Origin of the sequence: Streptomyces sp. (assembly GCF_035644915.1) — a bacterium.
Lineage (GTDB): Bacteria > Actinomycetota > Actinomycetes > Streptomycetales > Streptomycetaceae > Streptomyces.
In genome coordinates, this window is record NZ_DASQNP010000183.1 from 1 (window position 1) to 23,210 (window position 23,210).

The following is a 23,210-nucleotide window of genomic DNA, read 5'->3' on the forward strand; positions in this document are numbered from 1 at the left end:
CGTGTGGACCGTGGTGACGTGCGGGGACACACTGGCGTCGGCCATCAGGCGGTCGACGGCACGGCGCTGGTCGGGCAGGACGAGGGTGACGACGCTGCCGGACTCGCCGGCGCGGGCCGTACGGCCGCCGCGGTGCAGGTAGTCCTTGTGGTCGGCGGGCGGGTCCACGTTGACGACCAGGTCGAGGCCGTCGATGTGGATGCCGCGGGCGGCCACGTCGGTGGCCACCAGGGTGGTGGCGTGCCCGGCCTTGAACTGCTCCAGCGTGCGGTTGCGCTGGGCCTGGGACTTCCCGCCGTGCAGCGCGGCGGCCCGTACGCCGCCGGCCAGCAGGCGCCGGGTCAGGCGGTCGGCGGAGCGCTTGGTGTGCACGAACATGATCACGCGACCGTCGCGTGCGGCGATGCGCGCGGTGGTGGAGTGCTTGTCCTCGGCGGTCACCCGCAGGATGTGGTGCTCCATCGTGGTGACGGCGCCCGCCGGGGGGTCCACCGAGTGGACCACCGGGTCGGACAGGAACCGCCGTACCAGCCGGTCCACGTCACGGTCCAAGGTGGCGGAGAACAGCATCCGCTGCCCGTCGGCGCGCACCCGCGCCAGCAGGGCGGTGACCTGCGGCAGGAATCCCATGTCGGCCATCCGGTCGGCCTCGTCCAGCACGGTGGTGCGCACCCGGTCCAGCCGGCAGTGGCGGCGTTCGACCAGGTCCTCGAGCCGCCCGGGGGTTGCGACGACCACCTCGGCGCCGTCCCGGAGGGCGGCGGCCTGGCGGCCGATGGACAGGCCGCCCACGACCGTGGCCAGCCGCAGGCGTACGGCCCGGGCGTAGGGAGCGAGGGCGTCGGTGACCTGCTGGGCCAGCTCCCGGGTGGGCACGAGCACCAGGGCCAGGGGGCGGCCCGGTTCGGCGCGGTGGCCGGCGGTACGGGCGAGCAGGGCCAGCCCGAAGGCGAGGGTCTTGCCCGATCCGGTGCGCCCGCGGCCCAGGACGTCGCGGCCGGCCAGTGAGTCGGGCAGGGTGGCCGCCTGGATGGGGAACGGCACGGTGACGCCCTCCCGGCCGAGCGCCTCCAACAGGGGAGCGGGCAGCCCCAGTTCGGCGAACGAGGTGGCCGGCGGCGCGCCCGGGGTGCCGGCCGGCGCCGTGAGCCCGTCGAGTGACGGGCCGCTTCCGCGGCCGTGGGCCGGAACGCGGGCCGGGCCCCCGGAGCGGGACGGGCGGCGGCGGGGGGAGCGGGTCGGGGAACTCATGGGGGAAAACCTTCCTCGGAGGGCACGTAACCGAGGAAGACCCCGCGGGCGCAGCCGGGTGGGGAATCGTGGGAACGAGCCGGTGAAAAGACGCGGGTGCCGCCACCGCGGTGCGGTGGGGAAAACGCGCGGCCGACGGACGGCCGTGGATGTCGCGCCGCGGTGGGCGGATGCGGTGACAGGGCGAAAGGATGACAGCGGGAAAGGGTGCCGGGGCGACAGAACGGGCCGGGGCCCGCACCCCTGGGTGCGGGCCCCGGCCTGTGTGGTGCTCCGTGGCGCTGTGCGCCCGGGACCGTCGCGGCGTCAGGCCGGGACGATGTTCTCCGCCTGCGGGCCCTTCTGGCCCTGCGTGACGTCGAAGCTCACCTTCTGGCCCTCCTGGAGCTCGCGGAAGCCCTGGGTGGCGATGTTCGAGTAGTGGGCGAAGACGTCGGCGCCGCCGCCGTCCTGCTCGATGAAGCCGAAGCCCTTTTCGCTGTTGAACCACTTCACGGTGCCAGTAGCCATGTTTCTCTCCTCCATACAGGGGCAGTACCGGAAATCCGCACTGTGCGGATTTCCACGTCGCCGCAATGAGACCCCACCGGAAGAGCCGGACAAACAAAAGGCGCCTGAAGGTCACAAACCGTCAGGCGCACACAAAGTTCATGGGTACCAAAACTGCAACTGGAACTACCGTAACACACCTGTCGTCCCGGCGGACGGTCCGGGAGGATCGAGGAGGCAGCGGCCCCGTGCCCTCCGGTCGGGGCCGGTGTGTGCCATGCTGGCCGTACCGGGCACCACTCCTTCTCATCCCGTCGAGGTCCCATGCGCTGTGTCATCGCCGGCTATCCCTTCGATCTGACCGCGAGTGAGGTGGAGCAGGCGATGAGCGGCGTCGCGCCCGAGGCCGTCACGGGCCAGTCCGTCCGCATCGCCCGGCGCACCTATCCCGCCAAGCAGGTGGGCGCGGTGCTCACCGGCCAGGACCGGCGCGACTTCACCGCCGCCGAGGTCGTCCGCGCGATGAGGCGCCTCGGCTTCACCTGCAACCCGGAGTCCGCGTCCGGTCGGACCTGACCGGACGCGGACGCGTCCGCCGCGGCCCGGGTCACCACCGGGGGATCGTGGGGTCGTAGCCGGGGTCGAGGCGGCACCGGTAGCCGGTGTCGTCGCGCCGCTCGCGACCGGACTCCAGGTACGCCTGGTGGCGCTCCGCCAGTGCCTCACGGTCCAGTTCGACGCCCAGTCCCGGCCCGTCGGGCACCGGGACGCTGCCGTCCACGAAGCGCAGTGCGCCGGGGACGACCACGTCGTCCTCGTGGTTCCACGGGTAGTGGGTGTCGCAGGCGTAGGTGAGGTTCGGGGTGGCGGCCGCGACATGGGTCATGGCCGCCAGGCTGATGCCCAGGTGGGAGTTGGAGTGCATGGACATCCCCAGCCCGAACGCCTCGCAGACGGCGCCCAGTTCGCGGGTGCGGCGCAGCCCGCCCCAGTAGTGGTGGTCGGAGAGGATCACCTGCACCGCGTTGCGTTCCACGGCGGGCCGGACGGTCTCGAAGGAGACGACGCACATGTTGGTGGCCAGCGGCATGTTCGCGGTCGCGGCGACGGACGCCAGGCCGTCGAACCCGGGCGTGGGGTCCTCCAGGTACTCCAGGACGCCGTCCAGTTCCCGCGCGACGCGGCGCGAGGTCTCCGGCGTCCAGGCGTAGTTGGGGTCGATCCGCAGCGGCCGGCCGGGGAACGCCTCGGCGAGCGCCCGGATGGCGGCGATCTCCTCGTCGGGCGGGAAGACGCCGGCCTTGAGTTTCAGGGAGCGGAAGCCGTACAGGTCCACCATCCGCCGGGCCTGGGCGACGATGCCCTCGGGGTCCAGGGCCTCCCCCCACTCGTCGGGGACGGGGCCGCGGCCGTCCTGCGCCGGGTGCTCGGCCCACTTGTAGAACAGGTACGCGCTGTAGGGCACGGCGTCGCGGACGGCCCCGCCCAGCAGGTCGCAGACCGGCCGTCCGGTGATCTTCCCCTGGGCGTCCAGGCAGGCGACCTCGATCGCGGAGAAGACCCCGGCCCGGGCGGTGGTGGGCACCGGCCCGCCGGGGCCGCCGAGCGCGGCGTCGACGGCCCGGCCGATGGCGGTGGTGGCGAAGACGTCCATGCCCAGGACGGCCTCGCGGGCCACCGCCAGCCGTTCCAGGTGCTCCTTGTCGCCGGGGCTCTCGCCGAGGCCGATCACGCCGTCGTCGGTCACCAGCTCCAGCACGCACCGCAGCGCCAGCGGCTCGTGCACCCCGGTGGAGTTGAGCAGGGGCGGGTCCCGGAAGGCGATCGGGGTGATGATCAGGTCGCGTATCGTCATGCGGTCACCGTCCTCGGGCCGTGGTCCACCAGTTCCTCCTGTCCGTCCGGAGCTCCGGCGGGCGTCGGGGCCGGCCGGCGAGGACCTCGCGGCCGTCCGCTCCGCGGGTCCCGGTTCCCCGGGCAACCGCCGCATGGGCGCCGTCTTCACGTACATGAACGTGCTTCAGCTTCGTAAACGCTGGCGGGAACCCTAGGAGGGGCGGCGGGGAGCGTCAAGACAGCGCAACGGCCGGTCCTCTGCGGCTCCTGCCGGGTGCTCCGGAGGACCGGCGGGTTCACACATGCGGACTTCCATGCGGCGTCCCGGCGTGGTGTCGCCGGCGCGGGACATGCGAGCCGGGCATGCGAAGGGGCCGCCCGGCCGGTGCCGGGCGGCCCCTTCCCGCGTACGCGCCCCCAGGGACAGCCTCACGCGGTGTCACGCGGTGTCAGGCGGTGTGCAGTCGCAGGCCGTACACCGACAGGATCTCGTTGACCGGCTGGAACCAGGTCTCGCCGCCGCTGGAGCAGTTGCCCCAGCCGCCGGAGGTCACGCCCTGGGCCTGGTCACCGCTGATGAACGAGCCGCCCGAGTCGCCGGGCTCGGCGCAGACGCTGGTCTTGGTCATCTGGTGGACGGCGCCCTGGCTGTAGTTGACCGTCTCGTTCTTGGCCAGCACCTGGCCGCAGTGCCACTGGGTGGTGGAGCCGGAGCGGCAGATCGAGGCGCCGACCGGGGCCTCGGCCGAGCCGCGCACCAGCACGTCGGGCGTCTTGCCCCAGCCCAGCACCACCGGGACGGTCCACCAGCCGTGGCCGGTGCTCACGAAGGCGTAGTCGTTGCCGGGGAAGGACGAGCCCTGGAACTGCCCCATCTGCGAGCCGTCCCAGCCGCGCACCGAGTCCCCGGTCCGGCCGCAGTGACCGGCGGTGACGAAGCCGCCGTGCACCGAGAAGCCGATGGAGCAGCGGGCGTTGCCGGTGTAGTACGGGTCGCCGCCGACGACGCCCGCGGCGAAGGTGGACGGCGCCTCGGCGGCCGTCTCGCGCACCGTCACCGGTCCGGCCTGCCGCGCGTCGTCCAGGAAGGAGCGCACGGCACCGTCGCGCTCGGTGCCCTTGACGAGGTTGACCACCACGCTGTTGGTGCGGGGGTCGACGTGCCAGCTGCTCACCCCGGCCGGGGCGTCCTTCCGCTCGGCCCGGGCGTCCAGCCGGGCCTTGGCGGCGTCCAGCTCCTTCGCGCTGTGCTCGACGATCCGGGTGGCGGCGCCCGTCGCCCGGACGGCCGCGGCCTTCTCCCGGCTGGTCACGCCGACGACCAGCTTGCCGGTCTTGGCGTCGAACCAGGAACCGCCGAAGGTGCTGCCCGCGGCCCGCTTGGCCCGCGGCGCCACCTCGGTGGCCGTCGCCTCCTGCCGCAGCCGCTCGCGGGCCTGGCTCTCGGTCAGTCCCAGGTCGCGCTCCATGGCGTCCACCAGGGCCTGGGCGGGGGCGGGTGCGTCACCGGTGGGGGCGGGGCTCGCCATGGCCGAGGAGATCCCGGTTCCCGCGGCTGTCAGGGTGCCCAGTACGAGCAGCGCGGACAGGCCCGCGCGCACACCGATCTTGCGTGGCATGACGGTGGTGTTCTCCTTACTGTCGCTCGCCCCGGTGGGAGCGAGGTGGGGTCGGCAGTGGAGACATGAGAACGCTCTCAGGTCTAGTCCAGGGACTCTAAAGGTCTCCCGTCGCCATGTCCATACCAATGAAGACGCTTGATCGCGGACTCCCCGGGCCGCCCTTCCGTCCGGCACGTCCGGCACGTCCGGCACGGTCGGCGCGGCCGGACGGCCCGGGGACGGGTGCCCTCAGCCGTCGGTGCGCACCTCGGAGCGGTCCCCGCCCCAGAGGGTGTGGTACGTCCCCTCCCGGTCGGTGCGCCGGTAGGTGTGGGCGCCGAAGTAGTCGCGCTGGGCCTGGGTGAGGGCGGCGGGCAGCCGCTCGGCCCGCAGGGCGTCGTACGAGGCCAGCGCGGCGGAGAAGCCGGGGGCGGGGACGCCGTACCGGGCGGCGGTGGCCACCACCGTCCGCCACGCCGACTGCGCCTCGCCGATCTCCTTGGCGAACTCCGCGTCGGCCAGCAGGGTGGGCAGCCCGGGGTCGGCGGCGTAGGCGGCGCGGACGCGGTCCAGGAACGCGGCCCGGATGATGCAGCCGCCGCGCCAGATGGCGGCCACGGCCCCCAGGTCGATGCCCCAGCCGTACTCCTGGCTCGCCGCCTGCATCATGTTCCAGCCCTGGGCGTAGGAAGTGATCTTCGACGCGTACAGCGCGTGCTCGACCTGCTCGGCGAAGCGCACGGCGTCCCGTTCGTCGAGTTCCTGGTGGCGCGGCCCCGGCAGCGCCCCGGCGGCCCCGCGCAGCTCGGTGTGGCCGGACAGGGAACGGGCGAAGACCGCCTCGGCGATGCCGGAGACCGGCACGCCCAGGTCCAGGGCGGTCTGGACGGTCCAGCGGCCGGTGCCCTTCTGCTCCGCCCGGTCGGCGACGACGTCGACGAAGGGCCGCCCGGTGGCCGCGTCGGTGTGGGCCAGGACCTCGGCGGTGATCTGGATCAGGTAGGAGTCCAGGCGGCCGGTGTTCCAGGTGCGGAAGGTCTCCGCGATGCGGGCCGGCTCGTACCCGGCGACCTCGCGCAGCAGGTGGTACGCCTCGGCGATGAGCTGCATGTCGGCGTACTCGATGCCGTTGTGCACCATCTTCACGAAGTGCCCCGCGCCGTCGGGCCCGATGTGCGTGGTGCAGGGCGTGCCGTCGGCGGCCTTCGCGGCGATGCTCTCCAGCAGCGGGCGGAGCGCGGCGTAGGACTCGGCCGACCCGCCGGGCATGATGCTCGGCCCGTTCAGGGCGCCCTCCTCACCGCCGGAGATGCCCGCGCCGACGAAGTGGATGCCGCGTTCGCGCAGGTCACGCTCGCGTCGGCGGGTGTCGGCGAAGTGGGCGTTGCCGCCGTCGACGATGATGTCGCCCTCCTCCAGCAGCGGGGCGAACTCCTCGATGACGGCGTCGGTCGGCCCGCCCGCCTTGACCATCACCACCAGGCGGCGGGGCCGCTCCAGGGCGGCCACGAACTCCTCCGCCGTCTCGGCGGGGACGAAGGAGCCCTCGTGGCCGAACCGCTCCACCAGGGCCCGCGTCCTGGCGGTGGTGCGGTTGTGCACGGCGACGGTGTAGCCGCGGCGGGCGAAGTTGCGGGCCAGATTGCTGCCCATGACGGCCAGACCGGTGACGCCGATCCGGGCCGGCTGTGCCGGGTTGCTCATGGCGTGACTCCTGGGAACGGGAGAAGGGGGAACGGGGGAACGTCGGTCGTCCGGTTGTACGGCCGTGATCTCCGATGCTCTCTCGTTCCGGCGCTTCCCGGGAGCGCGAACCGCCCGCCGGCCCGGGGCGTACGTCATCGGCGGGGGACGTCCGCCGCCACCCGGGGGCCGGACCCCGGGCGGCGGGAGGGCCGTCTCCCGCCCCGGAACCGACACCCGCCCGGCCCCGGCCCCGGCGGGTGTGGCCGCCCGCCGCCCCGGGAAGACGGCAACGGCGACCAGGCCGACCGGCGGGAGGGAGCGGGCGTGTTCGACGGCTTCGCACTGGAGCACATCGACGTGGGGGAGGCGACCTTGAGGGTGCGGCACGGCGGCTCGGGACCGCCCCTGCTGCTGCTCCACGGCCATCCGCGCACCCACGCCACCTGGCACCGCGTCGCGCCCCTGCTCGCCGGCGAGCACACCGTGGTCTGCCCCGACCTGCGCGGCTACGGGCAGTCCTCCAAGCCGCCCACCACCGAGGACCACGCGCCGTACGCCAAACGCGCCATGGCCCGCGACTGCCTGGCCCTGATGCGGCACCTGGGGCACGAGCGCTTCGCCGTCTTCGGGCACGACCGCGGCTCCTGCGTCGCCTACCGGCTCGCGCTGGACGCACCCGAAGCGGTGACCCGGCTCGCGGTGGGCGACTGCATCCCCGTCAGCGAACACCTGGCCCGCTGCGACGAGCGCTTCGCCCGCGCCTGGTACCACTGGTTCTTCTTCGCCGTCCCCGACAAGCCCGAGCGGGCGATCCTCGCCGACCCCGCCGCCTGGTACGGCGGCTCGGCGGAGAAGATGGGCGCCGAGGCGTGGGAGGACTACCAGAAGGCCATCCACGACCCGGCGACGGTGCGCGCCATGCTGGAGGACTACCGGGCCGGCCTGACGGTGGACCGCCGCCACGAGGAGGCCGACCGGGCGGCGGGCCGCCGGATCACCTGCCCGACGCTGGTGCTGTGGTCGGAGCGGGACGACCTGGGCGACCTGTACCCGGACATCCCCGGGATCTGGAGCGCCTGGGCGGACGACGTGACCTGCGGCACGATCGACAGCGGCCACCACATGGCCGAGGAGGCCCCCGAGCAGCTCGCCGGGGCGCTGCGGGACTTCCTCGCCCCGGAGCGCGCGGGCCGGGCCTGAGCAGCCCGGACGCCCCGCCCGCGGCGCCTCACTTCGCGTCCGCGTAGCACTCGACCACGGACGTGGTGAACGGGAAGCGCACCGGCGTCTCGCCGAAGGCGGTACGTCCCGCGCGGTCGCCCGCCGCGCGGACCGCCGCCACCACCGCGTCCGCCTCTCCGGCCGGGCAGTGCACGATCACCTCGTCGTGCTGGAAGAACGCCAGTTCGGCCCGCAGGCCGGCCAGGGACTGGCGCAGCGCCGCCAGCACCAGCAGCATCCAGTCGGCCCCGCTGCCCTGCACCACGAAGTTGCGGGTGAAACGGCCCCGGGCCCGGGCGCGGGCCGCCGCGCCGGCCCTCGCGCCCCCCTCGGCCGCGTCCGCCCCCTCCGGGGCGATCCCGCCGTCCTCCCCGGCCCCGCCGTCCGCGTCCGGCGCGGCGGCCGGCGGGCAGGTGCGCCCCAGCCAGGTGCGCACCAGACGGCCCTCCTCGCCGGCCCGCGCCGCCTCGTCCACGTACGCCACCGCCGCCGGGAAGCGGCGCCGCAGATCCGCCAGGTGCCGCAGGCCGTCGCCCGAGGTCTGCCCGTACACCGCGCCCAGCAGCGCCAGCTTGGCCCGCTGCCGGTCGCCGCCGAACGCCCGGTCGGAGAGCACCGAGTACAGGTCCCGGCCGCTGCCGGCCACCTCCATCAGCCCCCGGTCGCGGGAGATCGCGGCCAGCACCCGCGGCTCCATCTGGTCGGCGTCGGCGACCACCAGCCGCCACCCCGGATCGGCCACCACCGCGCGCCGCACCACCTTGGGGATCTGCAGCGCGCCCCCGCCGTTGCTGGTCCAGCGGCCCGAGACCGTGCCGCCGGGCACGTACTCGGGGTGGAAGCGCCCGTCGCGCACCCACGAGCGCAGCCAGGACCAGCCGTGCGCGGTGTACAGCCGGTACAGCGTCTTGTAGCGCAGCAGCGGGGCGACGGCCGGATGGTCGATCTTCCGCAACTCCCACGCCCGGGTCGAGGACAGCCGGATCCCGGCCCGGGCGAACGCCCTGATGACGTCCGCGGGCAGCTCGGGCCGCACCCGCACCCCCGGCCCGAAGGCGCGCGAGACCTCCTCGGCCAGCTCCGCCAGCCGCCGGGGCTCCCCGCCGCCCGGATACCGCTCGCCGAGCAGCTCGTCCAGCAGCTCGCGGTGCACGTCGGCGCGCCAGGGCACCCCCGCCCGGCCCATCTCCACCGCCACCAGCGTCCCCGCCGACTCCGCCGCCAGCAGCAGCCGCATCCGCTCCGGGTGCTCGGCCGCCTCTGTGCGCCTGACCTGCTCGGCGTAGACCTCCAGCAGCGCCCGGAGCGGGTCCGTCCCCGACGGCAGCGGCACCGGGCCCGGCGCGAACAGCGAGGGCTGGGGGTCGGCCGCGGGCAGCGGCGGATCGGCCGGCACCGGCCGCCGGTGCAGCCGCGCCCACGCCGCGGCCAGCGACCGCGGTTCGCCCCACCGCCCCTCGTGCCCCAGCAGCAGCGCCTCGGCCGCCTCGACGTCGTGGCACCGCTCCACCCGCACCCCGGCGTCCAGCAGCCGCGGATACACCTCGGCCGTCGACCGCCACACCCACCGGGTGACCTCCGGCCGTGCCCCGACGGCCCGCGCCAGGTCCGGTTCGGTCACCACCGGCCCGGCCGCGCGGCCCCGCTCGTCCAGCGGGCACAGCCGGGCCGCGCCCTCGGCGGTCACCGCCACCGCCCACCGCACGGGGCGGCCCCGCTCCCGATCCCGAACACCCCGCATGGGGCGAGTGTCGCAGCGGGCACCGACAACCGCGGACGGACACGGCCGGGCCACCGGGAGTGACCCGCGTCCGGCCCGGCCCTCCCACCTGCCCTCCCGCCGGTCTCACACCGTGACGCCGGGCCGCAGATCGGGCATACTCCAATCGCCACAGTCGCTGGTCAGCCGCCCTCGTGACCCGAGGAGGCCGCGTCGGCTGGGCGACCACACTCCGGCGGCGCCGCCCCAACCCGGCCGCCCGCCGCCGCAGCGCCCGACAGGGGTGCCCGAGAGGGAGGAGAGCGTCGCGATGTCCGAATACGGCCCCCAGCCGGTGGAACGCCGGATGCCCACCGAGGAGGCACGGGACCTCCTCGCCTTGGTGCGCGAACTGGCCCAGCGCGAGATCCGGCCGACGGCGGCCGAAGAGGAGGAGGCCGGCCGCTTCCCCCGCGAGATCTTCACCCTCCTGTCGGAGTCCGGGCTGCTCTCGCTGCCCTACAGCGAGGAGTTCGGCGGCGGCGACCAGCCGTACGAGGTGTACCTGCAGGTCCTGGAGGAGCTGGCCGCGGCCCGCCTCACCGTGGGGCTCGGCGTCAGCGTCCACACCCTCGCCTGCCACGCCCTGGCCCACTTCGGCTCCAAGGAGCAGTGCGTCGAGCACCTGCCGGGCATGTTCTCCGGCGGGCTGCTGGGCGCCTACTGCCTGTCCGAGCCCTCCTCCGGCTCCGACGCCGCCTCGCTGCGCACCCGGGCCGTGCGGGACGGGGACCACTGGATCATCGACGGCACCAAGGCGTGGATCACCCACGGGGGCGTCGCCGACTTCTACACCGTCATGGCCCGCACCGGCGGCGAGGGCCCCCGGGGCATCACCGCCTTCCTCGTCCCCGGCGACGCCGAGGGGCTGAGCGCCGCCGCCCCCGAGCGCAAGATGGGCCTGAACGGCTCGCCGACCGCCCAGGTCCACCTCGACGGGGTCCGCGTCCCCGACAGCCGCCGCATCGGCGAGGAGGGGCAGGGCTTCGCCATCGCCCTGGACGCGCTCAACTCCGGCCGCCTGGGCATCGCCGCCTGCGCCATCGGGGTCGCCCAGGCCGCCCTGGACGAGGCCCTGGCCTACACCGCCGGACGCGAGCAGTTCGGCCGTCCCGTCGCCGACTTCCAGGGCGTGCGCTTCATGCTCGCCGACATGGCCACCCAGATCGAGGCCGGCCGCGCCCTGTACCTGGCCGCGGCCCGGCTGCGCGACGCCGGGCAGCCGTTCGCCCGGCAGGCCGCGATGGCCAAGATGTTCTGCACGGACACCGCCATGCGGGTCACCACCGACGCGGTCCAGCTCCTGGGCGGCTACGGCTACACCCGCGACTACCCGGTCGAGCGCCTGATGCGGGAGGCGAAGGTGCTGCAGATCGTGGAGGGCACCAACCAGATCCAGCGGATGGTCGTCGCCCGCCACCTGGTGGGGCCCGAGAGCCGCTGAACGGCCCCGGACGCGGCGGCTCCCCGTGCGGGGGAGTCGCCGCGCCGCGCACCGGGCCTAAGCCCCCGCCCGCACCATCCGCGGCACAGGCGCGGCACACCCTCCGTACGGGCGGGGGTCAGGGCCCGGCGTTTTCCGGGGGAGGGAGGGCCGGGCCGGGGCCTCAGCCCGTCTTCACCTTCTTGCCGTCCTCGGTCACGGCGTGCCAGACGCCGCCCTGTCCGTGCCCGTTGGTGTCGCCCGGCTCGGTGTCGCCGGTGAACCAGTACAGCGGCCAGCAGTCGATGGCGAGCTGCTCGGTGCCGTCGGGACGCTCGTAGGTGCTGAGCAGCTCGGGATCGACGCCCTCGACCAGGGCCTTGTCGACGGGCTTGGCGGGCTTCCACGTCTCCAGGCACTCGCCGGTGCAGTTGGACTTCATCGGCCAGGCGGAGTCCTTGTCGAACCGGTAGAGCGTCCTGCCCCGGGCGTCCACCAGGATCCCGCCGAGCCGCGGATCGTCGGCGACCGAGAGCTGGGCGCCGTTCGTGCCGCCACTCCCGGCCGGGTCCTGCGCCTCGCCGGCTTCGGCACCGTCCTGGCCGGCCTTCCCGCCGTCGGCGGCCAGGGCGTGCCAGGTGCCGCCGATGCCGTGGCCCTTGGTGTCGCCGGGCTCGGCGTCCTTCGCGTAGCGGTACACCGGCCGGCCGCCCAGGGTGAGCTGGGTGCTGCCGTCGGAGCGCTCGACCGAGCCCAGCAGCTCGGGGTCGATCCCGGTGGTGGCCGCGACGTCGTCGGCCGGCACCGGCGGCCAGGCCGTGGCGCAGTCGCCGTCGCAGGCGGACGTGGGCGGGTCGGCGGAGTCCTCGTCGAACCGGTAGAGCGTCCAGCCCTTGCCGTCGGTGACGACCTCGCCCAGCCCGGGGTCCTCGCGCAGGGCCAGCGTCCCGGCCGGGCCGCCGCGGTCCGCGCTCCGGCCGGCCTGCTCGGTGCCGCCGCTGCCGCCGTCCCCGTAGCCGCCGGTGTACCCCGGCGCGGCCGGCGAGTTGTCGCCCGCGGGCTGGACCGTGCCGTCCTGCTGCGAGGAGGCCTGGCCGCTGCCGCAGCCCGACGCCACCAGCACCACCGCGACCACCGCGCCCGCCGCCGCGTACCGCCGATTCCTCATGACCACTCCTTCGCATCGGTCCGGCGGCCTTCCGCCGTTGTCGCGGGGAGGTACGGGAAGCGGTCGGGCGGCACTCAGAACCCGCGGAAATTGTCATCCCGGGACAAACCCGGGACGGGGCCGGCCCTCAGCCTTCCGTGTCCTCCGCGCGCTCCCGGGGACCGCGCCCCAGGCGGTCGATGCGGGCGAGGACGTCGGCGAAGTGGCCGTCGATCGCCTCGGCGGCGCGGTCGGGGTCGCGGGCGCGCAGCGCCTCCACCACCCGGCGGTGCTGCCGCACCACCTGGTCGTGGTCGGTCTCGGGCTTGCCGAGTTCGTGCTCGAGCTGCCGGTAGACGTCCCAGAAGAGGGCGATGAGCTGGAGGACCACGGCGTTCCCCAGCGGCTCGTACAGCAGCTCGTGGAAACGGCGGTCGTGTCCGGCCCGGCCCTCGGCCCCGTCGGCGGCGAGCGCCGCCAGTTCGAGGTCCAGCCGGTCCAGGTGGGCCTCGGTCAGTTCGGCCGCGGCACGGCGTATCAGCCCGCCCTCCAGCAGGGCGCGCACCTCCACGATGTCGCGCAGGGCCTGGTGGTCCCGGCGCTTGACGGCCAGCCGGGTGTGGAAGAGCAGGCCGGGCGCCAGCGACCGCAGCTCGGGGGTGCCCACGTAGGTGCCGTAGCCGTGGCGGATGTCGACGATCCCGAGCGCCTGGAGGCCCTTGAGCGCCTCGCGCACCGAGTTGCGGCTGACGCCGAGCGCGCGCATCAGCTCCTGCTCGGCGGGGAGCGCGTCGCCCGCGTCGAGGTCCAGGGCCATGATCAGCTCGACGAGCTGGTCCTGCACCGTCGGCCGGCGCTCGCGGCGCACCGTGAGCAGGGGGTTGTGGGGCGAGGGCATGGGGTCTATGTTACGCCTGCCCCTAGGACGTCCTACGTCCTACGTCCTGCCTCTGCCGCGCCGCTCGGAGGAGAGCCGCATGACCCCGCCGAACACCCCGCCGGGCACCCCCTCGGACACCCCGCCGGACGCCGCGCCGGACGCCGCGCCGCGCCGGTGGCGCGAGGAGCTGTCCGCGCAGGACTGGAAGGCGTTCACCGCCGCGTGGCTCGGCTACGCCATGGACGGCTTCGACTTCGTCCTCATCACCCTGGTGCTGACCGAGATCGCGCAGGACTTCGGCCTGTCTCCCGTCGCCGCCGCCACGCTGGTCTCGGCGGCCTTCGTCTCCCGCTGGTTCGGCGGCCTGGCCATCGGCGCCCTCGGCGACCGCCTGGGCCGCCGTCCGGCCATGGTGCTGAGCATCACCCTGTACGCCGTCGGTTCCGCGCTGTGCGGGTTCGCCTGGGACTACTGGTCGCTGTTCGTGTTCCGCATGGTCGTCGGCCTGGGGATGGCCGGCGAGTACACCGCCAGCGCCACCTATGTGATCGAGAGCTGGCCGCGGCGGCTGCGCAACACCGCCAGCGGCCTGCTGCTGTCCGGCTATCCGCTCGGCACCGTGCTCGCGGCCGAGTGCTACGCCTGGGTGGTCCCGCACACCAACTGGCGGGTGTTGTTCTGGATCGGCATCGTCCCCGTCGTCCTCGCCGTCTACCTGCGCAAACGGCTCCCCGAGGCGAAGGACTGGCAGGAGGCGTACGGCGCGGGGGAGCGGCCGGTCGGCGCCACCGGCCTGCTGTTCTCCGGCCGTCGGGCCGCCTGGAACCTGCCGCTGTGCGGGGTGGCCGCGCTCGGCGTCTTCCTGGTGCTGCGCGACCAGTCGGTGGCCGTCACGCTGCTGCTGGTCGCCGTCGTCGCGGCGTGCTTCGTGGCGCTGGCGGTGCAGTTCGCCGGGCGGCTGTGGCCGGTGCTGGTGGCCCTGATGGTCACCGTCTTCTGCGCCTTCCTCTACTCGTGGCCGCTGCAGTCGCTGCTGCCCACCTACCTCAAGACCGAACTGCACTACGACCCCGGCGAGGTCTCCGACGCCCTGCTGTACGCGGGGGTCGGCTACGCCGCGGGCAGCGTGCTCGCCGGCCTGCTCGGCGACCGCTTCGGCACCCGCCGCGCCTACGCCGGCATGCTGGTCGCCTCGCTGGTGGTGGTCTGGCCGGTGTTCGCGCTCGACGGGGACGACACCCTGGCGCTGTGGGTGCTGCTGTTCCTGCTGCTGGCCACCGGCCAGGGCGCCTCGGGCATCCTGCCGAAGTACGTCTCCGAGCACTACCCGATCCGGTTCCGCGCCGCGGGGCTGGGCTTCAGCTACAACGTCGGCGCGCTGGGCGGTGCCGCCGCGCCCGTGCTGGGCACCCGGCTCGCCGAGCCGCTCGGCCTCGGCACGGCGATCGCGGTCCTGGCGCTCGGCCTGACCGCCGTGGTGGTGCTGCTGGTGGGCCTGGACGTGCCCGCCCGCATCCAGCGCCGGGCCGACGCCCGCCGCGCCGGGCCGCCGCCCCGTTCGTCCCGGCCGCCGGAACCGAGGAATCCGGAACCGGGGGACCCGGAACCGAGGGAGAAGGTCTGATGTTCCGCGGAGTCATCCCTCCCCTGTGCACCCCGCTGACCGACGACGGCGAGGTCGACACCGCCTCGCTGGAGCGCCTGTGCGGCTTCCTGCTGGACGCGGGGGTCCACGGCCTGTTCGTGTGCGGCTCCACCGGGGAGGTCTCCCAGCTCACCGACCAGGCCCGGGCCACCGCCGTACGCACCGTCGTGGGCACCGCCGCCGGCCAGGTCCCCGTCCTGGCCGGCGCCATCGACACCGCCACCGAACGCGTCCTGGCCCACGCGCGCGCCGCCCAGGCCCTGGGCGCCGACGCGGTGGTGGCCACCGCCCCCTTCTACGTGGGCGTCACCGCACCCGAGGTGCGCGCCCACTACCGCCGGCTGGCCGCGGCCCTGGACGTCCCCCTGGTCGCCTACGACATCCCCGCCAACGTCGGACGCAAGCTGCCCGTCGAGGTACTGGCCGAACTCGCCCACGACGCGGCCATCGGCGCCGTCAAGGACTCCAGCGGCGACCTGGAGTCCTTCCAGCGCCTCCTGGACGCCACCCGCGGGACCGGCGTCGACTGCCTGACCGGCTCGGAGAACCTCGCGGACCTGGCCCTGCTGCGCGGTGCCCACGGCGTCGTCCCCGGCCTGGGCAACGTCGACCCCCACGGCTACCTGCGCCTGCACCGGGCGGCGCGGGCCGGTGACTGGGCCGCCGCACGCGACGAACAGCGGCGGCTGGTCCGGCTGTTCGCCATCACCACCGTCGCCGACCCCGCCCGCGTCGGCCCCATCTCGGCGGCCCTGGGCGCCTTCAAGACGGCCCTCGTCCTGCGCGGCGTCATCGACCGCCCCCACACCCTGCCCCCGCTGCTGCCCCTGACCGGGGCCGAGACCGAACGGATCGCCGCCCACCTCGCCACCGCCGGCCTCCTGCCGGATGCGCGGGCGCAGGCGGAGGCGGAGACACCGAGCTGACCCGCGCGGCGCGCGGAGACGCCCCCCACGGAGGAGGACCGACCATGCCCGTCCACCGACGGCACTTCGCCGCCCTGCCGCTGGCCGCGGCCGGCGCGGCGCTCACCGCCCGTACCGCACACGCCGCCGGACCGGGCCGGGGACGGGAGGAGGGCACCGTCGCCCCGTCCTCCGTCCCCTTCGTCTCCGGCACCGAGGGGTACGACACCTTCCGCATCCCGGCCGTCGTGCGCACCCGGCGCGGCACCCTGGTCGCCTTCGCCGAGGGCCGTGCGGCCTCCGGCGGCGACACCGGCGAGATCGACGTCGTCGCCAGGCGCTCCACCGACGGCGGTCGCACTTGGGGGCCGCTGTACGTGGTGAAGGGGGGCGACGGCGACACCCACGGCAACCCCGCCCCGGTCGTGGACCCGCGCACCGGCCGCATCACCCTGCTGACCTGCCGCAACGCCGCCGCCGTCACCGAGCGGCAGATCATGGCCGGCGAGGCGACGGCCGAGCAGACCCGGCGGGTGTTCGTCCAGCACAGCGACGACGACGGCCGCACCTGGTCGGCGCCCGCCGAGATCACCGCCGACGTCAAGCGGCCCGACTGGCGCTGGTACGCGACCGGCCCCGGCCACGCCCTGGCGCTGACCGCCGGTCCGTACCGGGGCCGTCTGGTCGTCCCCGCCAACCACTCCGCCGCGCCGCCGCCCGGCTCGCCCGACACCGGCACCGAGGCCAGGTACTACGGCGGGCACTGCTGCTACAGCGACGACGGCGGCCGCACCTGGCGCATCGGCTTCGTCGACGGCACACCGGACGGGGAGGTCAACGCCAACGAGAGCACCGCCGCCCAACTGCCGGACGGCCGGGTCTACTTCAACGCCCGCGACCAGAACGGCACCGCGGAGGGCACGCGCTGCGACGCCCACAGCACCGACGGCGGCCGCACCCTGACCGGCCCCTACCGGCCGCAGCCCGCCCTCGTCGGCCCCGTCGTCCAGGGCAGCGTCCTGCAGCCGGCGGGCGGGCCGCTGCTCTACGCCGGCCCCGCCGACCCCGCCGCCCGCGCCCGGATGACGATCCGGGCCAGCACCGACGGCGGCGTCCACTGGACCGCCGTCCACGAGGTGTCGGCGCTGCCCGCCGCCTACAGCGACCTGGTGCAGGTCGACCGGCACACGGTCGGCCTGCTCTACGAGACCGGCGAGGCCAGGCCGTACGAGACCATCGGCTTCGTCCGCGTCCCGCTGCGCGCGCTGCGGCCGGCCGGCTGACGGGCCGCGGCGCGCGGTGCCGCCGTCAGTCCTGGATGCGCAGCGCCAGGGCGGGGCAGCGGCGCACCGCGCGCAGCGCCTGCTGCCGCAGGTGCCCGGGCACGGGGGAGGCGGCCTTCGCCGGGTAGCCGTCGGAGCCCAGCCGGATCACGTCGGGCACGATGTCGGCGCAGAGCCCGTGCCCCTGGCACAGCGTCCAGTCCACGACCAGCTTCTCCGGGCTCTCCTCCGGCTCCGGCCGGGAGGCCCCGCCGCCCCCGGGGGGAAGGGCGGGGAGCGGAAGGGAGCCGGTCTCCGGCGGCAGCGGCAGCACGCCGGCCACCGGCCGCCCGCAGCCCCGGCCGAGCGCGTGGTCGCCGAACTCCTCGGGGAAGGCGTCCAGTGCCGACTTCACGAAGCGGCCGGTGCCGTCGGGGTGGCTGCACGCGCCGCGCCCGGCGACGGTGGCGATGCGCGACCGCACGGCGTCCAGCGCGGCCGGGCCGCCGCCGTTCGCCACCTCGGTGAGGGCGTCGGCGAGCGAGGGCAGCCCCAGGAAGCAGGGCCCGCACTGGCCGGCGGACTCCCGCGCCATCCAGTGCGCCACCCGCGCCGTCTCGCCGACCGGGCAGGTGGTCTCGGGCAGCGGCAGCACCGCGCCCGCGCCGAGCACCGCGCCGAAGGAGGCCAGGGACTCCCGGGAGACCGTCACCGACCAGGCGGCCTCCGGCCCCAGCCAGGTGCCGTGGTAGCCGCCGACGAGCACGCCCTGGCCGACGTCCAGGCCGCACAGCCGCAGGACGTAGGGCAGGGGCACGCCGGTCGGCGTCTCCACGACCACGGACCCGGCCACCGTCAGCAGGACGGTGCCGGGCTCGGCGGGCAGCCCGGCCGAGCGGTACTCCAGCGCGCCGAGGCGGGCGGCGACGGCGAGCTGGGCGAAGGTCTCGGTGTTGGAGAACAGGGTGGGCAGACCGCCCAGCCCGCTGTCGCTGGAGCGGATCCGGCGGCCCGAGGGCAGGGCGGAGCCCTGGCCGATGCCGCTGATCATGGCGCTGCTCTCCCCGGTGACGAACCGCTCGGGCAGCAGGGAGACCCGCACCCTGGGGGAGGCGGGGCCGCGTTCGTCGACGGCCGCCTGGACCGACCGCCGGACGTCCGTCCGCGTCACCCCGATCCACACGCCCTCCGCGTCCAGGGCCGTGGCGGCCAGGACGGCGCCGTCGACGACCAGGTGCGGGGCCTGGAGGAGCAGCGCGGTGTCCTTCAGGCAACTGGGCTCCCCCTCGCTGCCGTTGACCACGACGACCGAGCGGCCGTCCCGGCGCCGGGCGGACTCGACGACGGCCCGCAGCTTGCGGGCGAAGGGGAAGCCCGCCCCGCCGCGTCCGCGCAGGTCGATGTTCTCGGCGAGCTCCACCAGCTCCTGGGCGCGCATCCGCGGCAGCGAGCCGTGCTGGGTCAGGTGCGCGACGCGGTCCAGCCGGGCCGCCTCGTGCAGCCCCGCCAGCAGACGCGGCGGTCCCACCGAGGCGAGCGCGGCGACCGGTCCGGTCACGTCTCCCTCCCGTCCCTCCCGCGGACGGCGGCCGTGGTGGCGCTCCGCGGTCCCACCAGCCGCAGCGCGAGCGCGACCCCGGTACCGGCCAGGGCCAGCAGGTAGCCCGCGACCGCCCAGTCGGCGGCCGCCCGCCCGGAGCGCAGGCCGTGCACCAGCGCCGCGCACCAGGCCAGGTAGGCGCACATGTGCAGGGCGCGCCACCAGCGCGAACGGCCGCGCGAGGCGAAGGCGCTGCGCACCGCGCCGGTGATCGCGGCGACCAGGAACAGATAGCCGGCCAGGGTGCCGAGCCCGATCAGCAGCGGCTTGCCCACGTCGGTGAACGGTACGAGCGCGGCCGTGGCGCTCGTCCGCCCCTCGGCGACCTTCACCCAGATGTGCAGGCCCAGGAAGCCCAGTCCGCCGACGGCCGTCCCCCGGTGCACGGCCTGGGCGAGCAGCCGGTGGCCGGAGTCCAGCAGCATCCGGTCGGTGGCGGCCAGGCCCCACAGCACCGTCGCGGTGAGCGACACCAGCGCCAGCACTCCGGCGCCGAAGTCCAGGAACTCCCGGATCCGCTGGAGCGCGCCCGCGTTGGCCGCGACGATCAGGGCCAGCAGGCCGGCCAGCCCCAGACCGCGCAGCGCGTTGGGCCGCGGCCCCTCGGCGCGCCGCCGTCCGGAGGTCTGCGCGCGCTGGGCGCGGGGCGTGCCCGGCGGACGCGGGGGGCGCTGGGCCCTGCGGGAGCGGGGCGGTGGCATCACGGTGGTCGGGGGCGGGGGTGGCGGGGACAAACGGAACCTCCCGAGCGGGCGGTGACCGACACGTTCCGACGTGTTCGGTCCTTCTCCGGTCGTGAACCGCAAAGGGTGACCGGTCCGTCGGCCGGTCACGTCCGGTGCCGCGGTCTCTACTTTGCGCGACCAAAGAAGTGATGGCCGGGATGCAGAAGCATCCACGAGCTTCGCGGGATCTTCATAGGATTTATCGTGCTGTGACAAATTCCCGCACGTGCGTCGCAGCCGCCCCGACGGCTGAGAATGATGCCGAACCAGGCGAACCGAGCCGTGCCCCACAGACGGCCCGGAACAGTGCGCCCTCCACCCGGGAGGGCGCTGGAGGGCCCTCAACACCCTTGCCGTGACGGGGAAACGGCAAGGGATCTCCCTCCGCGAGCTCGTCCCACCCCACGAGGGGCGGGCTCCCACCCCGGCAGGAACGAGGTAGAGATGTGTGAACTTCTGAACCGCATCTGGTCGCGCCCCCGTGGCGAGTGGACCCGCGTTCTGAGAAAGGAACTCCCCGCGATCGCCGGCCAGGTGGTCGAGGAACTGCAGCACGACCACCGGCTTTCCGCCGGATTTGCGGATATCAAGCGCGAAGACGCACGGGAGGCGGTGGAGCAGGCGCTCCTGACGGCCCTCGGCTACCGGAAGGGCACGGAAGGGAAAACGGAGGAGAAGGCGGAGCAGAGGACGGAGGAGAAGGCGGGGCAGACGGCGGGACAGAGGGAAGAAGGCCGGGCAGGGGGCGGCGAGGGCACTCGGAACGAGTCCCTCGCCGCCCCCGTTCCGATCGACCGGGCGCGCCGCCACCTCTTCGCGGCCCTCACCAGCGACCCGTGCGAACCCGAGAGCTCCCTGGCCGAACTGGCCCGTTCCGCCCGCTGGCCGCTGCCCGAGGCGGTCCGCGTCGTCGTCCTCGCCGCGCCGGCCGAGGCGCTCCAACTGGCGACGGTGCTCGGGGACGTCCTGATCAGCATCGCCGACGGCGAGCCCTGCCTGATCGTCCCGGACCGGGGCGCCGCCACCCGGACCGCCCTGGAGGGCGCCCTGCGCGGTCGCCGGGCCGCGGTCGGCCACCCCGTACCGCCCGGCGACACGCTGTCCTCGCTGCGCTGGGCGCGGCGCCTGCTGCCGCTCGTTCCCGCGCGCGGCGGCGCCGAGCCCGTCCCGGCCTTCGTGGACGACCACCTGTCGATGCTCCTGCTGCTGCAGGACGAGTCCCTCACCCGCGCGCTCTCCGCGCGCTGGCTGCACCCGCTGGACGACCTGACCCCGCGGCAGAGCGAGCGGCTGGAGATGACCCTGCTGGCCTGGCTGGAGGGCGGAGGGGCCCCGGAGGCGGCCAGGACGCTCCAGGTGCACCCGCAGACGGTGCGGTACCGGCTGCGCCAGATAGAGAAGCTGTTCGGACCGGCGCTGAGGGATCCGCGCACCCGGTTCGAGCTGGAGATGACCCTGCGCAGCCGCCGCCTGATGGCGCAGGTGCGGCGCAGGAACCCCCGTGCGGGACGCGGCGGCCGCGCCGTGGCGGCGGGCCTCCGCCCCCTGGCGGGCGCCGCACGGCAGGCCCGCGTCAACGGCCTGTGACCACCGGGCGGTCCGTCCGTTCGTACGCCCCCCGCGAACGGCCCCCGCATCCGGTGACCCGCGCGCCGGTACGGACGGCGCGCGCCGCGAGGCCCCGCACGACCGGCGGCCCCGGACCGAGGGGATCGGTCCGGGGCCGCCGTCCGTCCGGTGCCCTCCGGGGCGCTCAGTGCGCCGCGCCCCCGCGCTCCCCGTGCGCCGGTGCCAGGGCCAGGGGAGGCGCGCCGGTCCGCCCGGCGCCGGGGGCGTCGCCCGCGAGCGCCTCGAAGTCCACCAGCCCGGTGTCCTCCAGCACCGTGATGTGGTCCAGGACGACGTCGTTGGCGCGCGTGGCCAGGGAGCGCACCATCGAGTTGCGGGTCTGCGCCCGCACCTGTGCCACCAGGGCGAAGACCTTGCCGTGGGCGCGGCGCAGCAGGTTGGCGAAGAGCCGGTCGTACTCGTCGCCCCGCGCGGCGTCCATCTGGGACAGCCACTGCCGCTGCTGTTCGCTGGGCTGGTTGGCCAGCTCGATGCCGAGCGCGCGGCCCGTCTCGACGGAGAGCTGGTCCAACTCGGTGTGTCCCTCGATCAGGTGCTCGCCCGCGGTCCTGACCTCCTCCCGCGAACTGCGCTCCTGGGCCTGGCGGCCCGAGGGCAGCTCCCACAGTCCGGCGAGCCGGACCTTGCGGACGAAGTCGCGGTCCATGGGTGTCAGGGGTCCGTAGGGCGTGCTCACCGTCCCGCGGCCGTCGTCCTCCCAGCCCTGCGCCGCGGCCGCGGCCGCGGGGCGGCTGCCGCCGAACAGGTGCACCGGGAGCAGCAGCGCCGTGAGCGTCGCCGCGAGCGCGCCGATGACCAGGACCGTGCCGATCGTCCGCCCGGATGCGGCGGACCGGCCGATGACGGACCGCATGGCAGCCTCCTCGTACTCGTGCGTACATCCCCTCCTGGAGTGCCACCGGACGCTAATGCCGCGGTGGGGGAGGGTGCTGAGGCTTCGTCATCAACCGACAAAGAACGGCCCGCGGCGGCGGGCCGCTGCTAGGTTGCCGCGCGGACCGCACCGCCCCCGGGCGGTGCGCCGGGGCCGGCGCCGCGGCGCACGGACCTCCGCCGTGCACCGCCGGGCGTGCGGCGGGCCGTCAGTGGCGGGGGTGCCGCCCCTGCCGGACGCGCATCGGGTGCGTGCCCGGGCCGCCCACGTGGGAGAACGGCTGCATCCGCCAGTCCAGGCCCTCGGGCAGGGTGAGCAGCGTCGCGGCGTCCTGCTCCTGCGCCCCGTGCGGGGAGCCCTCGGGCGTGGCGTCGTCCACGGAGCGCCCCGATCCCTGACACACCGTCAGGACGAAGGGATTCCACGGAGTCGGGCACAGGGCGTGCTCGGGAAGCGTCTCCTCATCGGCCAGCAGCGCGATCGGCTGCGAGCAGTCCGGGCAGACCACCCGGAAGATCTCGTACGTCTCGTACGCCTCGTAGTCCTCGTCACCCTCCTCGTGGAGTTCGGTGTCCGGGTGACCGGCGTGGAGTGACTTCACAGTGCGCATGCAATCCCCCTTGGACGGGCCGCCGGGCGTCCATGTCCTGGGAGCCCGGGCCACAGCAAGGATTTCCCTGCAGGTCCCGCGCGTAATCGCCGCACCCCCGTGGACAGAGGGGCGTTGATGTGGTGTTCGTCACACGTTCGCGCCCGGGGGGCGCCGACAGCACGTCCGGTGTGCCGGGGTGCGCCCGGCACAGTAGGTTGCCTGGTGTGGAGGAGCTGGATCGTCGCATCGTGGAATTGCTCGTCAAGGACGGGCGGATGAGCTACACCGACCTGGGCAAGGCCACCGGCCTGTCCACCTCGGCGGTGCACCAGCGCGTCCGCCGCCTGGAGCAGCGCGGTGTCATCCGCGGTTACGCGGCCATCGTCGACCCCGAGGCCGTCGGACTGCCGATGACCGCCTTCATCTCGGTCAAACCGTTCGACCCCAGTGCGCCGGACGACATCGCCGACCGGCTCGCCGACGTCCCCGAGATCGAGGCGTGCCACAGCGTCGCGGGCGACGAGAACTACATCCTCAAGGTCCGGGTCGCCTCCCCCATCGAGCTGGAGCACCTGCTGGCCCGCATCCGCTCCCTCGCCGGCGTCTCCACCCGCACCACCGTCGTCCTCTCCACCCCGTACGAGGCCCGGCCGCCCCGCATCTGAGGCCCGGCGCGCGGGGACGC

The 23,210-nt window shown here is 74.9% G+C and carries 20 protein-coding genes; 8 read left to right on the forward strand and 12 right to left on the reverse strand.

The features are described 5' to 3' along the window. Together VE546_RS20060 and VE546_RS20065 are read right to left on the reverse strand one after the other, a co-directional pair. Positions 1 to 1,251 (reverse strand): DEAD/DEAH box helicase (locus VE546_RS20060; protein WP_324924286.1); only part of this gene is annotated, 1,251 nt, incomplete at its 3' end. A 306-nt stretch (positions 1,252 to 1,557) separates the two neighbouring features. Continuing rightward, on the reverse strand, positions 1,558 to 1,761 hold the full coding sequence (locus VE546_RS20065) for a cold-shock protein (protein WP_015607926.1): 204 nt from the start codon (positions 1,759 to 1,761) through the stop codon (positions 1,558 to 1,560). Between the two features lie 303 nt (positions 1,762 to 2,064). Here VE546_RS20065 and VE546_RS20070 point away from each other — a divergent pair, with 303 nt between their 5' ends. After that, the gene (locus VE546_RS20070) at positions 2,065 to 2,316 is read left to right on the forward strand and encodes an SCO5918 family protein (RefSeq protein ID WP_324924292.1); all 252 of its coding nucleotides are present in this window, start codon (positions 2,065 to 2,067) and stop codon (positions 2,314 to 2,316) included. 31 nt (positions 2,317 to 2,347) lie between these two features. Here VE546_RS20070 and VE546_RS20075 read toward each other — a convergent pair whose 3' ends face one another. The 3 genes from VE546_RS20075 to gndA form a co-directional block, all read right to left on the reverse strand. Beyond that, the gene (locus tag VE546_RS20075) at positions 2,348 to 3,595 is read right to left on the reverse strand and encodes a glucarate dehydratase family protein (RefSeq protein ID WP_324924294.1); all 1,248 of its coding nucleotides are present in this window, start codon (positions 3,593 to 3,595) and stop codon (positions 2,348 to 2,350) included. A 430-nt stretch (positions 3,596 to 4,025) separates the two neighbouring features. Then, the gene (locus VE546_RS20080; RefSeq protein WP_324924296.1) at positions 4,026 to 5,195 is read right to left on the reverse strand and encodes a S1 family peptidase; all 1,170 of its coding nucleotides are present in this window, start codon (positions 5,193 to 5,195) and stop codon (positions 4,026 to 4,028) included. Positions 5,196 to 5,426: 231 nt separating this feature from the next. Then, positions 5,427 to 6,881, reverse strand: a complete 1,455-nt coding sequence (gndA, locus tag VE546_RS20085) for an NADP-dependent phosphogluconate dehydrogenase (protein WP_324924298.1) — start codon at positions 6,879 to 6,881, stop codon at positions 5,427 to 5,429. Between the two features lie 306 nt (positions 6,882 to 7,187). Here gndA and VE546_RS20090 point away from each other — a divergent pair, with 306 nt between their 5' ends. After that, positions 7,188 to 8,063: an alpha/beta hydrolase gene (locus VE546_RS20090; RefSeq protein WP_324924300.1), complete on the forward strand. Its 876-nt coding sequence runs from the start codon at positions 7,188 to 7,190 to the stop codon at positions 8,061 to 8,063. Between the two features lie 28 nt (positions 8,064 to 8,091). Here the strand turns inward: VE546_RS20090 and VE546_RS20095 are convergent, their stop codons facing one another. Then, a complete protein-coding gene (locus tag VE546_RS20095; protein WP_324924302.1) occupies positions 8,092 to 9,825 on the reverse strand; it encodes a bifunctional 3'-5' exonuclease/DNA polymerase in 1,734 nt (577 codons plus the stop codon). A gap of 289 nt (positions 9,826 to 10,114) precedes the next feature. On the opposite strand from VE546_RS20095, the gene VE546_RS20100 reads away from it, so the two are divergent. After that, entirely contained in the window at positions 10,115 to 11,287 is a 1,173-nt protein-coding gene (locus VE546_RS20100; protein ID WP_324924304.1) for an acyl-CoA dehydrogenase family protein, read from the forward strand. A 163-nt stretch (positions 11,288 to 11,450) separates the two neighbouring features. Here the strand turns inward: VE546_RS20100 and VE546_RS20105 are convergent, their stop codons facing one another. Together VE546_RS20105 and VE546_RS20110 are read right to left on the reverse strand one after the other, a co-directional pair. After that, positions 11,451 to 12,434 (reverse strand): SCO0930 family lipoprotein, encoded by a 984-nt coding sequence (locus VE546_RS20105; RefSeq protein WP_324924306.1) that lies wholly within the window; start codon positions 12,432 to 12,434, stop codon positions 11,451 to 11,453. 127 nt (positions 12,435 to 12,561) lie between these two features. Continuing rightward, positions 12,562 to 13,311 carry a FadR/GntR family transcriptional regulator gene (locus VE546_RS20110; RefSeq protein WP_324924308.1) on the reverse strand — a complete coding sequence of 250 codons (750 nt, stop codon included), beginning with the start codon at positions 13,309 to 13,311 and terminating at the stop codon, positions 12,562 to 12,564. Positions 13,312 to 13,390: 79 nt separating this feature from the next. Here VE546_RS20110 and VE546_RS20115 point away from each other — a divergent pair, with 79 nt between their 5' ends. The 3 genes from VE546_RS20115 to VE546_RS20125 are packed head-to-tail and all read left to right on the forward strand — an operon-like array spanning position 13,391 to position 17,126. Beyond that, positions 13,391 to 14,917 carry a sialate:H+ symport family MFS transporter gene (locus VE546_RS20115; RefSeq protein ID WP_324924310.1) on the forward strand — a complete coding sequence of 509 codons (1,527 nt, stop codon included), beginning with the start codon at positions 13,391 to 13,393 and terminating at the stop codon, positions 14,915 to 14,917. Further along, positions 14,917 to 15,864 (forward strand): dihydrodipicolinate synthase family protein, encoded by a 948-nt coding sequence (locus tag VE546_RS20120; protein ID WP_324924312.1) that lies wholly within the window; start codon positions 14,917 to 14,919, stop codon positions 15,862 to 15,864. Before VE546_RS20115 ends, VE546_RS20120 begins: the two co-directional genes overlap by 1 nt. A 44-nt stretch (positions 15,865 to 15,908) precedes the next feature. Next, the gene (locus VE546_RS20125; protein WP_324924314.1) at positions 15,909 to 17,126 is read left to right on the forward strand and encodes a sialidase family protein; all 1,218 of its coding nucleotides are present in this window, start codon (positions 15,909 to 15,911) and stop codon (positions 17,124 to 17,126) included. Positions 17,127 to 17,151: 25 nt separating this feature from the next. On the opposite strand, the gene VE546_RS20130 is transcribed toward VE546_RS20125, so the two are convergent. Next, positions 17,152 to 18,663, reverse strand: coding sequence for an NADH-ubiquinone oxidoreductase-F iron-sulfur binding region domain-containing protein (locus tag VE546_RS20130; protein WP_324924315.1), 1,512 nt, complete (start codon positions 18,661 to 18,663; stop codon positions 17,152 to 17,154). Beyond that, positions 18,660 to 19,406 (reverse strand): hypothetical protein, encoded by a 747-nt coding sequence (locus VE546_RS20135; protein WP_324924317.1) that lies wholly within the window; start codon positions 19,404 to 19,406, stop codon positions 18,660 to 18,662. The genes VE546_RS20130 and VE546_RS20135 overlap by 4 nt, the downstream gene beginning before the upstream one ends. A 468-nt stretch (positions 19,407 to 19,874) precedes the next feature. Between VE546_RS20135 and VE546_RS20140 the strand changes: the two genes are divergently transcribed. After that, complete coding sequence (locus VE546_RS20140; protein ID WP_324924319.1) at positions 19,875 to 21,017, forward strand: helix-turn-helix domain-containing protein; 1,143 nt, start codon at positions 19,875 to 19,877, stop codon at positions 21,015 to 21,017. 166 nt (positions 21,018 to 21,183) lie between these two features. On the opposite strand, the gene VE546_RS20145 is transcribed toward VE546_RS20140, so the two are convergent. Both VE546_RS20145 and VE546_RS20150 read right to left on the reverse strand, forming a co-directional pair. Beyond that, positions 21,184 to 21,912 carry a DUF4142 domain-containing protein gene (locus tag VE546_RS20145; protein ID WP_324924321.1) on the reverse strand — a complete coding sequence of 243 codons (729 nt, stop codon included), beginning with the start codon at positions 21,910 to 21,912 and terminating at the stop codon, positions 21,184 to 21,186. Between the two features lie 229 nt (positions 21,913 to 22,141). Then, on the reverse strand, positions 22,142 to 22,543 hold the full coding sequence (locus VE546_RS20150; RefSeq protein WP_324924323.1) for a hypothetical protein: 402 nt from the start codon (positions 22,541 to 22,543) through the stop codon (positions 22,142 to 22,144). Positions 22,544 to 22,749: 206 nt separating this feature from the next. Between VE546_RS20150 and VE546_RS20155 the strand changes: the two genes are divergently transcribed. After that, on the forward strand, positions 22,750 to 23,190 hold the full coding sequence (locus tag VE546_RS20155; protein WP_324924325.1) for an Lrp/AsnC family transcriptional regulator: 441 nt from the start codon (positions 22,750 to 22,752) through the stop codon (positions 23,188 to 23,190). The last annotated feature ends 20 nt before the right edge of the window (positions 23,191 to 23,210 follow it).

What these genes read in the sequence shown, in the direction of transcription:
- VE546_RS20140 (WP_324924319.1), top strand. Translation starts at nt 19,875, where the DNA reads ATGTGTGAACTTCTGAACCGCATCTGGTCGCGCCCCCGTGGCGAGTGG.
- VE546_RS20080 (WP_324924296.1), bottom strand. Translation starts at nt 5,195, where the DNA reads ATGCCACGCAAGATCGGTGTGCGCGCGGGCCTGTCCGCGCTGCTCGTA.
- VE546_RS20110 (WP_324924308.1), bottom strand. Translation starts at nt 13,311, where the DNA reads ATGCCCTCGCCCCACAACCCCCTGCTCACGGTGCGCCGCGAGCGCCGG.
- VE546_RS20120 (WP_324924312.1), top strand. Translation starts at nt 14,917, where the DNA reads ATGTTCCGCGGAGTCATCCCTCCCCTGTGCACCCCGCTGACCGACGAC.
- VE546_RS20105 (WP_324924306.1), bottom strand. Translation starts at nt 12,434, where the DNA reads ATGAGGAATCGGCGGTACGCGGCGGCGGGCGCGGTGGTCGCGGTGGTG.
- VE546_RS20100 (WP_324924304.1), top strand. Translation starts at nt 10,115, where the DNA reads ATGTCCGAATACGGCCCCCAGCCGGTGGAACGCCGGATGCCCACCGAG.
- VE546_RS20125 (WP_324924314.1), top strand. Translation starts at nt 15,909, where the DNA reads ATGCCCGTCCACCGACGGCACTTCGCCGCCCTGCCGCTGGCCGCGGCC.
- VE546_RS20065 (WP_015607926.1), bottom strand. Translation starts at nt 1,761, where the DNA reads ATGGCTACTGGCACCGTGAAGTGGTTCAACAGCGAAAAGGGCTTCGGC.
- VE546_RS20115 (WP_324924310.1), top strand. Translation starts at nt 13,391, where the DNA reads ATGACCCCGCCGAACACCCCGCCGGGCACCCCCTCGGACACCCCGCCG.
- VE546_RS20070 (WP_324924292.1), top strand. Translation starts at nt 2,065, where the DNA reads ATGCGCTGTGTCATCGCCGGCTATCCCTTCGATCTGACCGCGAGTGAG.
- VE546_RS20135 (WP_324924317.1), bottom strand. Translation starts at nt 19,406, where the DNA reads ATGCCACCGCCCCGCTCCCGCAGGGCCCAGCGCCCCCCGCGTCCGCCG.
- VE546_RS20075 (WP_324924294.1), bottom strand. Translation starts at nt 3,595, where the DNA reads ATGACGATACGCGACCTGATCATCACCCCGATCGCCTTCCGGGACCCG.
- gndA (WP_324924298.1), bottom strand. Translation starts at nt 6,881, where the DNA reads ATGAGCAACCCGGCACAGCCGGCCCGGATCGGCGTCACCGGTCTGGCC.
- VE546_RS20095 (WP_324924302.1), bottom strand. Translation starts at nt 9,825, where the DNA reads ATGCGGGGTGTTCGGGATCGGGAGCGGGGCCGCCCCGTGCGGTGGGCG.
- VE546_RS20145 (WP_324924321.1), bottom strand. Translation starts at nt 21,912, where the DNA reads ATGCGGTCCGTCATCGGCCGGTCCGCCGCATCCGGGCGGACGATCGGC.
- VE546_RS20150 (WP_324924323.1), bottom strand. Translation starts at nt 22,543, where the DNA reads ATGCGCACTGTGAAGTCACTCCACGCCGGTCACCCGGACACCGAACTC.